General features: G+C 71.2%; 12 protein-coding genes and 1 pseudogene. 10 read left to right on the forward strand and 3 right to left on the reverse strand.

Translation table 11 applies throughout. The features are described from left to right. Positions 1–118: pseudogene (locus ACFWI4_RS28635) on the reverse strand (UTP--glucose-1-phosphate uridylyltransferase); the annotation flags it as partial. 61 nt (positions 119–179) lie between these two features. Between ACFWI4_RS28635 and ACFWI4_RS28640 the strand changes: the two are divergent. After that, positions 180–827, forward strand: coding sequence for a 5-formyltetrahydrofolate cyclo-ligase (locus ACFWI4_RS28640; protein ID WP_387201784.1), 648 nt, complete (start codon positions 180–182; stop codon positions 825–827). Positions 828–946: 119 nt separating this feature from the next. Here ACFWI4_RS28640 and ACFWI4_RS28645 read toward each other — a convergent pair whose 3' ends face one another. Then, positions 947–3,706, reverse strand: a complete 2,760-nt coding sequence (locus tag ACFWI4_RS28645) for a penicillin acylase family protein (protein ID WP_387201787.1) — start codon at positions 3,704–3,706, stop codon at positions 947–949. A gap of 207 nt (positions 3,707–3,913) precedes the next feature. Between ACFWI4_RS28645 and ACFWI4_RS28650 the strand changes: the two genes are divergently transcribed. From ACFWI4_RS28650 to ACFWI4_RS28675, 6 genes are all read left to right on the forward strand, one after another. Further along, on the forward strand, positions 3,914–5,491 hold the full coding sequence (locus ACFWI4_RS28650) for a potassium/proton antiporter (RefSeq protein WP_387201936.1): 1,578 nt from the start codon (positions 3,914–3,916) through the stop codon (positions 5,489–5,491). A 298-nt stretch (positions 5,492–5,789) separates the two neighbouring features. Continuing rightward, complete coding sequence (locus ACFWI4_RS28655; protein ID WP_387201790.1) at positions 5,790–7,052, forward strand: MFS transporter; 1,263 nt, start codon at positions 5,790–5,792, stop codon at positions 7,050–7,052. Between the two features lie 68 nt (positions 7,053–7,120). Next, on the forward strand, positions 7,121–7,450 hold the full coding sequence (locus ACFWI4_RS28660) for an FmdB family zinc ribbon protein (RefSeq protein WP_387201793.1): 330 nt from the start codon (positions 7,121–7,123) through the stop codon (positions 7,448–7,450). A gap of 187 nt (positions 7,451–7,637) precedes the next feature. Further along, a complete protein-coding gene (locus ACFWI4_RS28665) occupies positions 7,638–8,519 on the forward strand; it encodes an S-methyl-5'-thioadenosine phosphorylase (RefSeq protein WP_387201796.1) in 882 nt (293 codons plus the stop codon). Positions 8,520–8,664: 145 nt separating this feature from the next. After that, positions 8,665–9,210, forward strand: a complete 546-nt coding sequence (locus tag ACFWI4_RS28670) for a hypothetical protein (protein WP_387201799.1) — start codon at positions 8,665–8,667, stop codon at positions 9,208–9,210. Positions 9,211–9,375: 165 nt separating this feature from the next. Beyond that, a complete protein-coding gene (locus ACFWI4_RS28675) occupies positions 9,376–9,795 on the forward strand; it encodes an MscL family protein (RefSeq protein WP_385395657.1) in 420 nt (139 codons plus the stop codon). A gap of 97 nt (positions 9,796–9,892) precedes the next feature. Here ACFWI4_RS28675 and ACFWI4_RS28680 read toward each other — a convergent pair whose 3' ends face one another. Further along, entirely contained in the window at positions 9,893–10,075 is a 183-nt protein-coding gene (locus ACFWI4_RS28680; protein ID WP_385395464.1) for a hypothetical protein, read from the reverse strand. 73 nt (positions 10,076–10,148) lie between these two features. Here ACFWI4_RS28680 and ACFWI4_RS28685 point away from each other — a divergent pair, with 73 nt between their 5' ends. The 3 genes from ACFWI4_RS28685 (at position 10,149) to ACFWI4_RS28695 (ending at position 13,484) form a co-directional block, all read left to right on the forward strand. Continuing rightward, a complete protein-coding gene (locus ACFWI4_RS28685; RefSeq protein WP_387201802.1) occupies positions 10,149–11,384 on the forward strand; it encodes a low temperature requirement protein A in 1,236 nt (411 codons plus the stop codon). A gap of 51 nt (positions 11,385–11,435) precedes the next feature. Further along, positions 11,436–12,479: a P1 family peptidase gene (locus ACFWI4_RS28690; protein WP_387201805.1), complete on the forward strand. Its 1,044-nt coding sequence runs from the start codon at positions 11,436–11,438 to the stop codon at positions 12,477–12,479. A gap of 255 nt (positions 12,480–12,734) precedes the next feature. Next, positions 12,735–13,484 carry a DUF6227 family protein gene (locus tag ACFWI4_RS28695; RefSeq protein ID WP_385395455.1) on the forward strand — a complete coding sequence of 250 codons (750 nt, stop codon included), beginning with the start codon at positions 12,735–12,737 and terminating at the stop codon, positions 13,482–13,484. Positions 13,485–13,505: the final 21 nt, after the last annotated feature.

The raw sequence follows: 13,505 nt of genomic DNA on the forward strand, positions 1-13,505 counted from the left end.
GCTTGTCGACGACCGGCAGCATCTCCTTGGGAGTGGCCTTGGTGGCCGGCAGGAACCGGGTGCCGAGGCCGGCCGCGGGAATGACAGCCTTGGTGATCCTGGGGTGCGACTCAGTCATGTCCGCAACCATAACCGGTGGCTATGTGCAGAATCTGTGACTCCGGATGATTCAAGATCATATGAGCGGATCAAGAGAACTACAGGAGCCACCTGTGAGAAACGCCGGACCTGAACCGGATCCTGACAAGCGAACGTTGCGACGGGAACTCCTGCGGGTGAGAAACGGGTTGACGGCCGGTGACGTGCGGGAAACCACCGAGGCCCTGGCAGCCCGCGCCCTGGAACTGCCCGAACTGGCGCGGGCCCGCACGGTGGCGGCCTATGTCTCCGTGGGGAGCGAACCGGGAACGCTCGCGCTCCTGGACGCGCTCCGCGCGCGCGGGGCGCGTGTCCTGCTGCCGGTCCTGCTGCCGGACAACGACCTGGACTGGGGCGCGTACACCGGGCCCGAGTCCCTGGCGGAGGTCCGGCACGGCGGCAGGATGGCCCTTCTGGAGCCCGCGGGCGAGCGGCTGGGGCCCGAGGCCGTCCAGGAGGCCGACGCCGTCCTGCTGCCCGGCCTCGCCGTCGACGCGCGCGGGATGCGGCTGGGGCGCGGCGGAGGCTCGTACGACCGCGTCCTGGCCCGGCTGGAGCGCTCGGGGGCCGGTCCCGCGCTCGTGGTGCTCCTGTACGACACCGAGGTCGTGGACCGGGTGCCGGCCGAGGCCCACGACCGGCCCGTCCACGCGGTGGTGACCCCCTCCGGAGTGCGCCGCTTCCGCTGACGGCCGCCGGGCGCCGGTCGGCTTCCGCCGGCAGGCGGCGAACGCGAAGCGGCCCTCCACGCGTGCGTGGAGGGCCGCTTCTTCCGTCAGGCACCTGTTGCGGCGGGACCGCCGAGGCTTCAGGGCTTCAGGACCAGCGTGTCGCTCGTCTTGTCGTCGACGGCCTTCTTGCTGAAGGCCCACGGCAGGAGCTCTCCCTTGGCCCACAGCTCCGTCTGGTCGGTGTAGTGCGCGCTGTAGGCGTGCCCCGAGGCGCCCGAGAGGTTGATCCACTTGGACTTGTCGAGGTCCCCGAGGTTGACGACCATCCGCATCGAGGGAACCCAGACCACGCCGTAGCCGCCCGCCGCGTTCCAGCCGGTCGCGTTGACCGTCGCCTCGCCGCCGCTGAGGTTCCAGGGGCCGCGGTTGAGCATGTACTGGAGGAAGTCGGGGCCTTCGGTGCCGAGCGTCTGGTTCTTCAGGAACAGGCGGTGCAGCCGGCCCCAGTTCCAGGTGTCGATGTCCTTGCCGAGCTTGGCGGTGAGCTCCCAGCGGGCGTCCGTCATGGCCCGGGCGAACAGCTTGTCCCGGCTGGTGGAGGCGTCCTGGGTACGCGTCCCCGGCAGCTTCCACCAGTCGTTGTGCTCGTCGTCGATGATCTTGCGGACCACCTCGAACCAGCGGTCGCCGCCGTCCGGCTGCGCCTGGTCGGGCTCGCGCTCGCCGCACTCGCGCACCAGCTGGTCCTCGTCCGCGGGACCGGTGTTGTCGGCGGGCTCGACCCACAGGCACTGGCCCTTGACCCGCAGCTCCTTGGGCAGCTTGTTGCCGAAGGCGAGCTTGAGGATGTTGCGCCAGGTGGCGTTGAAGTAGGCGGCCGCGGCGGAGTCGGCGTCCTGGGTGTAGTCCCAGCCCTCCAGGAGCTTCTGCGCGTCGCGGACGTCCTTGTCGGGCACGTCGATCTTGAGCAGCTTGGGCACGATGAGCTTGGCGATCTCGCTGCTGTTGTCCAGCTGCATCTGGCGCATGTCATCGGTCGAGATCTTGGCGCCGCCCTTGGTCTTCGCCTCGATCAGATCGGTGATCCGCTGGCTGCGGGTGCCGTAGCCCCAGTCGGTGGTGAGCGTGTACGGGTACTTGTCCGGCTCGACGACCGCCTGGTTGGCGGTCACGATGTAGCCGCGCTTGGGGTTGTACTCGTAGGGCAGCGCGGACTGCTTGATGTAGCCGGTCCAGCGGTACTTGGAGTCCCAGCCGGGCGAGGGCAGCGAGCCGTCGTCGCCCTTGGCGCGGGTGGGGATCTTGCCGGGGAGCGTGTAGCCGATGTTGCCGCTCGCGCCGGCGCCGTCGGCGTAGATCAGGTTCTGGGACGGCACCTGGAAGGAGGCGGCCGCCTTGCGGAACTCGGACCAGTTCGACGCCTTGTCCATCGCGAAGACGGCGTCCATGGTGTTGCCCGGGTCCAGCGCGGTCCAGCGCAGTGCTATCCCGTAGCCGTCGCCGCGGTCGGGCGCCCCGGAGTCGACCGTGGCCTTCTTGCCGACCTGGACGAGTTCGTCGTCACGGTCGGAGAGCAGCGGCATCCCGTCCTGGGTCTGCCGGACGACGATCGTCTTGTCGGCACCGCCCGCGACCTTGATCGTCTCCTTACGGGTGGTGAAGGGGAGCACCTTGCCGTCGTACGTGTAGCCGTCGCCGGTGACCTTCTCCAGGTAGAGGTCGGTGACGTCGACCCCGGAGTTGGTCATGCCCCAGGCCATGTCCGCGTTGTGGCCGATGACCACACCGGGCATGCCCGCGAAGGTGTATCCCGTGACGTCGTACTGGCACTTGGCGGAGATCGCGGTGCAGTGCAGGCCCATCTGGTACCAGACCGAGGGCAGCGACGCGGACAGGTGCGGGTCGTTGGCGAGCAGCGGCTTGCCGGTGATGGTGTGGCTCCCGGCGACGACCCAGGAGTTGGAGCCGATGCCGTTGCCGTTCACGCCGACGGCGGTGGGCAGGCCGTCGAGGACCTTGTAGAGCCCCGAGAGCTGGCTCTGGAAGCCGGTGGGCGCCGCGGTGTTGCCCGCGAGCCCGGTGCCGGCCGTGGTCGTCGAGGTGGAGGCGGTGGGGCCGTACGTTCCGGTGACGCTGTCGTACGAGCCCTCGCGGACGATCGTCTTGTTCCGGCCGTACGGGTACTCCGGGTACAGGTCCGCGATCTGCTTCGGGCCGAGGCGGCTCGTCATCAGGGAGCGGTCGATCTCCTCCTGCATGTTGCCGCGCAGGTCCCAGGCCATCGCCTTGAGCCACGACACCGAGTCGACCGGGGTCCACCGGGTCGGCTTGTAGTCGTTGGTGAAGCCGAGCGCCGCGTACTCCAGGGAGAGGTCCTTGCCGCTCTTGCCCTTCAGATAGGCGTTGACACCCTCGGAGTAGGCCTGGAGGTACTTCTTGGTGGAGGGCGACAGCTTGGTGTCGTACTCCTTCTTCGCGATCCGGTCCCAGCCGAGGGTGCGCAGGAACTCGTCGTTCTTGACCTGCCCGCCGCCGAACATCTCGGACAGCCGGCCCGAGGTCATGTGGCGGCGCACGTCCATCTCGTAGAACCGGTCCTGCGCCTGGACGAAGCCCTGGGCCATGAACAGGTCCTCGTCGGACGAGGCGTAGATCTGCGGGATCCCGTTGCCGTCGCGCTGCACCGTCACGGGGCCCGACAGGCCGTCGAGCTGGATGGAGCCCTTGGTCTGCGGGAAGGAGGCGCGCACCGTGCTGACGCTCCAGTACGCGCCGAAGGCAAGGCCTCCGATGATGGCGAGAACCAGGACAATCAAGAACAGTCGGGCTTTGCGCCCCTTCTTCCTGCCGGACTTGCCGGGCTGCTGGCCGGAAGAGGCGGTGGTGTTGGGGGGCATCGCTGTCCTTGCTGTCCTAACGCGAGCGGCAGGCGGTCACGGAGTGCTGGGGCAACCATAGGCGCAGGGCCAACCGCGCCTTGACGCGGAGTGGGAAACCGGGAAGCACGACTGTTCGATCTTGCCCCCGGGAACGTCAAGAAAGCGTCAAGAGTTAGGTAAGGTAACGAAGTACTTGCACTGAAGTGGCCGGCTTCCGGTGCCGGGATCCGGCCGCCGCACCGGCGGACCGGATCGGCGAGAAAGGAACAGCCCCTGACTGTCCACCACCTCAACCAGCTCCTGCTCGTGTGCTCGCTCGTCCTGCTCTTCGCGGTGGCGGCGGTCCGGATCTCCTCACGCAGCGGGCTTCCCACCCTGCTCGTGTACCTGGGGATCGGCGTCGCGATCGGCCAGGACGGGATCGGCGACATCCACTTCAGCAACGCCGAACTGACCCAGGTCATCGGGTACGCGGCCCTGGTCGTGATCCTGGCCGAGGGCGGTCTCGGCACGAAGTGGAGGGAGATCAGACCGGCCCTGCCGGCGGCCTCCGCGCTGGCGACGGTGGGCGTCGCGGTGAGCGTCGGCGTCACGGCCGCGGCCGCGCACTGGCTGATCGGCCTCGACTGGCACCAGGCGCTCATCATCGGGGCGGTCGTCTCCTCGACGGACGCGGCGGCCGTCTTCTCGGTCCTGCGCAAGATCCCCCTGCCCTCGCGCGTGACGGGCATCCTGGAGGCCGAGTCCGGCTTCAACGACGCCCCGGTGGTCATCCTGGTCGTCGCGTTCTCCACGGCGGGCCCGGTGGAGCACTGGTACGCGCTGATCGGCGAGATAGCGCTGGAGCTGGCCATCGGCGCCGCCATAGGTCTCGCGGTCGGCTGGCTGGGCGCGTACGGACTGCGGCACGTGGCACTGCCGGCCTCCGGCCTGTACCCCATCGCCGTGATGGCGATCGCCGTCGCGGCCTACGCCGCCGGCGCACTCGCCCACGGCAGCGGCTTCCTCGCCGTCTACCTCGCCTCCATGGTGCTCGGGAACGCGAAACTGCCCCACTGGCCCGCCACCCGGGGCTTCGCCGAGGGGCTCGGCTGGATCGCCCAGATCGGCATGTTCGTGCTGCTCGGACTCCTGGTCACCCCGCACGAGATGGGCGACGACATCGTCCCGGCCCTGCTCATCGGCCTGGTGCTGACGATGGTGGCGCGGCCCCTGAGCGTGGTCGCGAGCCTGCTGCCGTTCCGCATCCCGTGGCAGGAGCAGGCACTGCTGTCCTGGGCGGGGCTGCGCGGCGCCGTGCCCATCATCCTGGCGACGATCCCGATGGTGAGCGGCATCGAGGGGAGCAGACGGATCTTCAACATCGTCTTCGTCCTGGTCGTCGTCTACACCCTCGTCCAGGGTCCGACCCTGCCGTGGCTGGCCCGCAAGCTCCGTCTCGGGGAGTCCACCGGCGCCGCCGACCTCGGCATCGAGTCGGCGCCCCTGGAGCGGCTGCGCGGCCATCTGCTGTCCGTCGCGATCCCCAAGGGGTCGCGGATGCACGGTGTCGAGGTGGGCGAGCTGCGGCTGCCCCCGGGCGCGGCGGTCACGCTCGTCGTCCGCGAGGCGAAGTCCTTCGTGCCCGCGCCGACGACGGTGCTGCGTCTCGGCGACGAACTGCTGGTCGTGGCGACGGACCCGGTCCGCGACGCGACCGAGCGGCGGCTGCGCGCGGTGGGCCAGGGCGGCAAGCTCGCCGACTGGCTGGGCGTCGGGGACGGCGGGACGGAACACCGGACACAGCACCGAACGGGTCTGTGACCGGTCCGGCGAAGTTCTTACGTGACTTCGAACATGAATCCGGAAGAAGTGGGGGGCATTCACAGGCGTGCGACCACATCGTGCTCTTTTTCACAGGCCCGGCCCGAGGGTCACCCCCTGTACGATGAACGCACACCTTGATCGAACCAACTCTGCCTGACGCAGAGCTGGCGCGACCGTATGGCGGCCGTGACGTCCTTCCGCAGGGGGCGCCGGTATCTACCGCAGATCCGCGCAAGAGGACAGCTCTCGGCGCCCCCGCACGGGCGCGCTACCAGGCGGCAGAAAGGCACGGGCCGTGGCATCCACGGTCACCTCCCGCCCGGGATACGGACAGCTGCTGCGCACCCGCGGCGCCTGGACGTTCCTGCTCCCCGGCTTCGCCGCCCGTCAGCCGTTCGCCATGCTGACGATCTCCATCGTGCTGCTCGTGCAGCACACCACCGGCTCCTACGGTGCCGCCGGCGCGGTCGCGGCCGTCACCGGTGTCTCCATGGCGCTGTTCGCGCCCTTCACCGGGCGTCTGGCCGACCGGAACGGACAGCGGGCCGTCCTGCTGCCCGGCGTCCTCGTGCACGCCCTGGCCGGCTTCTCCCTGACCGCGCTCGCGCTGGCGGGCGCCCCCTTGTGGGTGCTCTTCGCCGCCGCGGTGCCGACCGGCGCCTCCGTGCCGCAGATCAGCCCGATGGTGCGGGCCCGGTGGGGCGTCAAGCTCCAGGACTCGCCCCTGATGCCGACCGCGGCCGCGTTCGAGTCCGTCACGGACGAGCTGACGTTCGTCTTCGGCCCCCTGCTCGCCACGGCGCTGTGCACGGCCGTCGCCCCGGCGGCGGGCCTGCTGACCGAGGCGTCGCTGACCCTCGTCGGCGGTCTGCTGTTCGCCGCGCAGAGGAGCACGCAGCCCGCGGTCACCGCCGCCGGGCACGCGCGCGTGGAGCACGTCTCCGCCCTGCGGATCCCCGGGGTGCGCGTTCTTGTCATGACCTTCCTGGGCATCGGCTCGGTCTTCGGCGGCATGCAGGTCTCGCTGGCCGCGTACAGCCAGTCGATCGGCGAGCCCGGCCTGAACGGTGTCCTGTACGGCGTCTTCGCGGCCGGCAACATGCTCTCGGGCATCGTCTGCGGCGCCGTCGCCTGGAAGGTGGCCCCGCAGCGGCGTCTCGTCCTCGGGTACGCCGCCCTCGCGCTGGCCGCCTCCGGACTGTGGGCCGCCAACTCGGTGATCGTGCTCGCCGGCCTCGGTCTGGTGGTCGGCATGTGCATCGCTCCGAGCCTGATCACCGGCTACACGCTGGTCGAGAGCCTCGTCCCGCAGGGCGCCCGCACCGAGGCCTTCACCTGGCTCACCGGCGCCGTGGCGCTCGGCCAGGCGGCGGCCGTCACGGTGGCGGGACAGCTGGAGGACAGGCTGTGGGACGGCGCGGGGTTCCTGGTCCCGATGGCCGGTACCGCACTGGCCCTGGCGACCCTCGTGACCCTGAGGTCGCGTCTCGCCACGGAGACCCCGAGCCGCGCCGTCGCACGTGGCGTCGGTCACCGCGTGCCGGTGACAGTGGACTGATCTCGCGGAATACGTCAGTATGGACCGTCGTTAGCACTCACTGAGTGAGAGTGCCAGGAGGAAGACAAGTGCCGACCTACCAGTACCAGTGCACCGAGTGCGGCGAGGGCCTCGAGGCGGTGCAGAAGTTCACCGATGACGCCCTGACCGAATGCCCGAATTGCAACGGCCGCCTGAAGAAGGTGTTCTCGGCCGTCGGCATTGTCTTCAAGGGCTCCGGCTTCTACCGCAACGACAGCCGCGGCTCCTCGTCGAGCAGCTCGCCCGCGTCGAAGCCGTCGACGACCACGTCGTCGTCCACGTCCTCGGACACGAAGTCCTCGTCGTCGACGTCCGGCTCGTCGTCCTCGGGCGCGAAGTCGTCGGGCACCGGCTCGGCCGGCAGCTCCGCCGCTTAAGGACCCACGGTCCGCAGGGGCCGCGGCCCCGGTCCGCCGTGGCCACCAGGCCTCGCCGCGCGGCCCCGCCGCAGGGCGACCCGGCCTCACAGGGCTCGTTCCACGGGACCCCGTCGTCGCACGACGACGGGGTCTTCGGCGTTCCCGCCCGTCTCCGCCGTCCGGGGCAGCCCGTAGGGTGCCGTTCATGGCGAACACGGAGAACCCACAGACCCCGGCCGCCGGCGGGCGGCCGACGGCCCCGGCCGAGATCGGCGTCATCGGCGGCTCGGGCTTCTACTCCTTCCTCGACGACGTGACCGAGCTGAGGGTGGACACCCCCTACGGGCCGCCGAGCGACTCCCTCTTCCTCGGCGAGATCGCCGGGCGGCGGGTCGCCTTCCTGCCGCGTCACGGCCGCGGCCACCATCTGCCGCCGCACCGGATCAACTACCGGGCGAACCTGTGGGCGCTGCGCTCGGTCGGCGCCCGCCAGATCCTCGGGCCCTGCGCGGTGGGCGGACTGCGCCCCGAGTACGGGCCCGGCACCCTGCTCGTCCCCGATCAGTTCGTGGACCGTACGAAGGCCCGGTCGCAGTCCTTCTTCGACGGGCTGCCGCTGCCCGACGGCACGGTGCCGAACGTGGTGCACGTGTCGCTGGCCGACCCGTACTGCCCCGTGGGCCGCGAGGTCGCCCTGGAGTCCGCGCGGGGACGCGACTGGGAGCCGGTGGACGGCGGCACGCTCGTGGTCGTCGAGGGTCCGCGGTTCTCCACCCGGGCCGAATCGCTCTGGCACCAGGCGCAGGGCTGGTCGGTGGTCGGCATGACCGGGCACCCCGAGGCCGCGCTCGCCCGCGAACTGGAGCTCTGCTACACGTCGTTGACGCTGGTCACCGATCTCGACGCGGGTGCCGAGTCCGGTGAGGGCGTCTCGCACGACGAGGTGCTGAAGGTGTTCGCCGCGAACGTGGACCGGCTGCGGGGCGTGCTCTTCGACGCGGTCGCGGCACTGCCGGCGAACGGATCACGCGACTGCCTGTGCACCAACGCGCTGGGCGGGATGGACCCGGGCTTCGAGCTGCCGTGACCCCGGCCTGAACAAGGGCGGAACCTCCCGTTCGGGTGAGGGAGCTGTCCACAGGGCGCCGCTTGTCCACGGGCGCCCACGGGTTCGGCCGCGAGAGCTCATCGTGGGAGCGCAAGCCGGTCCCTCGTCGCAGGTGGTGGTCACCATGGCACAGCTCTCCCAGCACATCCGTCCGCCGGGCGCGGACACTCCTCCGACCCGCGAGGTGCCGCAGTTCGCGCCCGTGCGGGTGCGGGGCGCGCGCCATCGTCTGCGCCTGCTGACCCGGCACAGGAGGCGGGCGGCGGCCGCCTGCCTGGCCATGACGGCCGCCGCACTCGTGGCGGCCGGCCCCGGGGACGACGGGCGGGGGCGCGGGCACCCGGTGTCCGGCCCCCCGGCAGCCTCCGCGTCCGCCTCCACCGCCTCGCGCGTACGCGGTCCGGGTGCGGCGGGGACGGTGCGGGCGCCGGTCCGGATCGCCGACGGCGCGACGGTGAGCCTGCTGCGCCCCGGCGACCGGGTCGACGTGGTCGCGGCGGACGCCGGCGGCGAGGTGCGGGTGGTCGCGGCCGGGGCGCGCGTCACCGGGGTCCCGGACGTCGGCGCCACCGGCACCGGGGCGCTGGTCGTCCTCTCCGTTCCCCGCGCGACGGCCGTGCGGCTGGCGGGCGCGGGCACGACGTCACGGCTGGCGGTGACCTTGCGATGAACGACGAAACCGTCTCAAGTCCCTCGCACGAGCTACCCAGTTCACCGGTCCGGGTAGGACCTGCCGTAGGTTGCGGAGCTGTTTGTTCCACAACCTGCGCGGAGGGGCCTCCTAGTGAGCGACAATCATCAGCCCGGTGTCTGGGAGGGCTTCAAGGCCTTCATCATGCGGGGCAACGTCATCGACCTCGCTGTCGCCGTGGTCATCGGCGCGGCCTTCACCAACATCGTCAACTCCGTGGTGAAGGGGATCATCAACCCGCTCATCGGCGCTGTCGGCACGAAGAACCTCGACAGCTACTACTCCTGCCTGGAGAGCCCCTGCACGGGCACCGGGGCGAACGCCACGGGCATCCGCATCATGTGGGGCTCGGTGCTGGGCGCCTCGCTCCAGTTCCTGATCACCGCCACCGTCGTGTACTTCCTGATGGTGCTGCCGATGTCCAAGTTCCTGGCCCGGCAGGCGGAGCGCCAGAAGGCGAAGGACGGCACGCGGGAGGTCATCGAGGTGACCGAGCTGGAGGTGCTGAAGGAGATCCGCAACGAACTGATCGCCCAGCGCGGTCAGGGACACCGCCCGTACTGACGGCGGAGCCGGGTGCGCGGGCCCGCCGGCACGGCGGGCGCCGTCGCGCCGGGGCCGGAGGCCGCGATCCCGGGGGCGGGAACACCCCGGGCCGGGCTCAGATGTGGTGGGGCGGCTTCTCGTCGAGGAAGCGCCTGAGGTCGGCGGCGCTGTCACCGGTGCCGTCGGCCCGCTCGCCCCACCCGCGGTCCGTATCGTCCGAGGACTGCTGGTTCAGCGGATCGTCGAAGACCAGGGCCGGCTTCGGATCACGCGGTTCGGGGGCGGGGGCGGGGCTCATGCTCCAAGCGTACGCCGCGGGCGCGGGCGGCCGAGCCGGGCGTTCGCGGGACTTTTCTGCTGTGCTTGGCCCCATGACCTCCCGCTCCGCTCCGGAACCCCCCTCCTCACCACGGTCCGCGGGCCACTGGCCGCTGCGCAGGATGACCGCCCGCGGCCGCGAGGAGGAGCACCGCGTCGCGTCACCGCTGGAGCTCCTGTTCGACCTGTGCTTCGTGGTGGCCATCGCCCAGGCGGGCTCCGAGCTGGTGCACGCCGTGGCGCAGGGGCACGCGGGCCAGGGCATCCTCGACTACGCGATGATCTTCTTCGCCATCTGGTGGGCGTGGATGAACTTCAGCTGGTTCGCCTCGGCCTACGACAACGACGACGTGCTCTACAGGGTGGTCACGCTGGTGCAGATCGCCGGCGTCCTGGTCCTCGCGGCCGGGGTGTCGAAGGCGTTCGAGAACCACGACTTCCTGGTCGTCTGGCTGGGCTACGCCATCATGCGGTTCGCGATGATCGCGCAGTGGCTGCGGGTGGCCCGGTCCACCGAGGGCACCGAGAGAACCACGGCCCTGCGGTACGCGGGCGGCGTGCTGCTGTGCCAGATCGGCTGGCTCGGCCTGCTCTTCGCCCCGGAGGCGGGCCGCCCGTGGGTCTTCCTGGTGGTGGCCCTCGCCGAGCTGTGCGTCCCGCTCTACGCGGAGAAGGACTTCACCACGTCCTGGCATCCGCACCACATCGCCGAGCGGTACGGACTGTTCACGATCATCGTGCTGGGCGAGACGATCGCCGCGGCCACCGTCGCGGTGAAGTCGGCCGTCGACGAGCACGACGCGCTCGGCGAGCTGCTGCCCATCGCGGCGGGCGGCCTGCTGATCGTGTTCTCCGCCTGGTGGATCTACTTCGTGGTCCCGATCCACGGCCATCTGCGCTCCAGCGGACAGGCCTTCCTGTGGGGGTACGGCCACTATCTGATCTTCTCGTCGGCCGCCGCGATCGGCGCGGGACTCGAGGTCGCGGTGGAGCAAACGGTCGGCACGGCGCACATCTCGGCGCTCTCGGCGTCCGCCGCGGTGACGCTGCCGACCGCCCTGTACTTCCTCGCCGTCTGGGGCCTGCACTCCCGCCACTTCAAGGTCGGCATCGCCCAGCAGGTCGTCCTGCCGGCCACCGCCCTGCTCGTCATCCTGTGCACCTTCCTGGGCGACTGGGCGGTACTGACCGCCGGCGTCGTCTCCGCGCTGTCGGTGGCGGCCGGGGTGGTGATGACCACGCGGACGGCGACACCGGAGGCGGCGACCGGAGCGGTGGAAGGCGCGTAGGGAGCGGCGCAGAGAGGGGCCTCGGGGCCGCGGCCGGGGAAGACTGGGCGCATGACGGTTGACGCTCTGACAGATGTCGTGGGGCTGCGGGTCGGGCACGCGACGCGCAGCGGGGAGGGCTGGCTCACGGGGACGACGGTGGTGCTCGCTCCCGAGGGGGGCGTGATCGCCGCCGTGGACGTGCGCGGAGGCGGGCCCGGCACCAAGGAGACGGACGCGCTCGATCCGCGCAACCTCGTCCAGAGGATCGAGGCGGTGGTGCTGACCGGGGGCAGCGCGTACGGGCTGGACTCGGCGTCCGGTGTGATGGCCTGGCTGGAGGAGCGCGGGCGCGGGGTGCGGGTGGGCCCGGACCCGACGCATGTCGTCCCCGTCGTGCCCGCGGCCTGCGTCTTCGATCTCGGGCGCGGCGGCGATTTCCGGGCGCGGCCGGACGCCTCCACCGGAGCCGCCGCGGTCGGCGCGGCCGACGCGAGCCCGCTGCGCGCCCCGGTGCGCGAGGGCTCCGTGGGCGCCGGCACGGGGGCGGTGGTCGGGCAGCTCAAGGGCGGGGTCGGGACGGCCGGCGCCGTGCTGGAGTCCGGTGTCACGGTGGGCGCGCTGGTGGTGGTCAACGCGGTGGGCTCGGTGGTGGAGCCGGAAACGGGGGCGCTGTACGGGGAGTTGGCGCGGGGACGTACGGCGGGTCCGTCCGCCGCCGTACGCGAGGCCGCCCGGCTGCGGCTCGCGGAGGCCGCCGCGAGGAACGCGCCGCCGCCACTGAACACCACGCTCGCCGTCGTCGCCACCGACGCCGCTCTGACCCGGGCGCAGGCGCAGAAGCTCGCGGGTACGGCGCACGACGGGATCGCGCGGGCCGTACGGCCGGTGCATCTGCTGAACGACGGGGACACGGTGTTCGCGCTGGCCACGGGCGACCGGCCGCTCGCCGCCAGCAACCCCCTGGCGCTCAACGAGATCCTCGCGGCGGGCGCGGACCTGGTGACCCGCGCGATCGTGCGCGCGGTGCGCGCGGCGGAGCCGGTGGACGGGGCGGGCGGGGCGTGGCCGTCGTACGAGGAGCTGTACGGGGAGGCTGGACGGGGGAGTTCGTAGCGGCCGGGAACTGGTGCGGCAAGGGCGCCTTGCCGGACAATGGGGGCGACGGCCGGAACCTTTCGCGGGACACTTGAACCGCTGGAAGTGCCTTCTGACGAGGGCCTTTTGAGGTTCCCGCGAGCCGCGGGGGAACTCGTCGCGCGGCCCGCCCGTTTTCCGTCCGCACGTTTTCTCGGTTCGCGGACATGATGTCCGACCGAGGGGCTACGGTATGCACCCACAAGGTGACATGCAGCAACGCCGGGAGAAACCTTGAGCGTTCCGTACGAGACAGCAGCGTACGAACCACCCGAGTCGCCCGAGTCTCCGGAGGAGCATCTCGCACGACTTCTTGGCCGCGCCCTGAACTCGTTCGAGCTGCCCGACGAGGCGATACGGCGGCTCGACTGCGCGCTGGCGCACGACAGTTCGCTGCACTCCGCGCACCACAGCGCGGGGCTGCACCGCGAGACGTACCGGCACACCTGGCTGCTCGCCGACGGTTCCGCCGTGACGCTGTGGGAGCTGGTGCACAACACGGCGACGGGCCGCGACGCCCAGCACGAGGTGTATGTCGACGAGGAGGAGCTGCGGACCGCCACGGCCCGGCTCCCGCTGCCGCCGGACGCGCCGGACTTCGAACTGCCGGTCTTCGTGCAGCTGTCGTCGATCCCGGAGCCGCGGCACACCTACGTGCCCGACGACTCGGCGGATCACGCGCGGCGGCTTCTGCGGCGCGCGGAGAATCCGGACCGGCCGGACGCCGATCTCACCTCCCTGCTGCTCCGGGAGGCGTTCGCGCACCAGATCACCCAGGCTTTCGGGCGTCCTTGCCGGGCCGGGCAGGCCGGGCTCTGCTTCTCGCTCTACGAGCACGCGTTCCTGCTGCGCGACGGGCGGGAGATCTCCCTGTGGGAGGTCGAGCACACGGCGACCCCGGACCGGCGGCACATGTGCGAGGTGTACGCGTCCGAGGACGCGGCCCGGGACGCGATGGAGCGCCGGGCGGCACGACTGGGCTGAGACGGGGAGGGGCCCGGCACC

The organism is Streptomyces sp. NPDC127038 (genome assembly GCF_042725875.1).
Taxonomy (GTDB): Bacteria; Actinomycetota; Actinomycetes; order Streptomycetales; family Streptomycetaceae; genus Streptomyces.

Coding starts and splice junctions, on each gene's coding strand:
- ACFWI4_RS28640 (WP_387201784.1), top strand. CDS start 180: ATGAGCGGATCAAGAGAACTACAGGAGCCACCTGTGAGAAACGCCGGA.
- ACFWI4_RS28645 (WP_387201787.1), bottom strand. CDS start 3,706: ATGCCCCCCAACACCACCGCCTCTTCCGGCCAGCAGCCCGGCAAGTCC.
- ACFWI4_RS28665 (WP_387201796.1), top strand. CDS start 7,638: ATGGCGAACACGGAGAACCCACAGACCCCGGCCGCCGGCGGGCGGCCG.
- ACFWI4_RS28670 (WP_387201799.1), top strand. CDS start 8,665: ATGGCACAGCTCTCCCAGCACATCCGTCCGCCGGGCGCGGACACTCCT.
- ACFWI4_RS28675 (WP_385395657.1), top strand. CDS start 9,376: ATGCGGGGCAACGTCATCGACCTCGCTGTCGCCGTGGTCATCGGCGCG.
- ACFWI4_RS28680 (WP_385395464.1), bottom strand. CDS start 10,075: ATGAGCCCCGCCCCCGCCCCCGAACCGCGTGATCCGAAGCCGGCCCTG.
- ACFWI4_RS28685 (WP_387201802.1), top strand. CDS start 10,149: ATGACCTCCCGCTCCGCTCCGGAACCCCCCTCCTCACCACGGTCCGCG.
- ACFWI4_RS28690 (WP_387201805.1), top strand. CDS start 11,436: ATGACGGTTGACGCTCTGACAGATGTCGTGGGGCTGCGGGTCGGGCAC.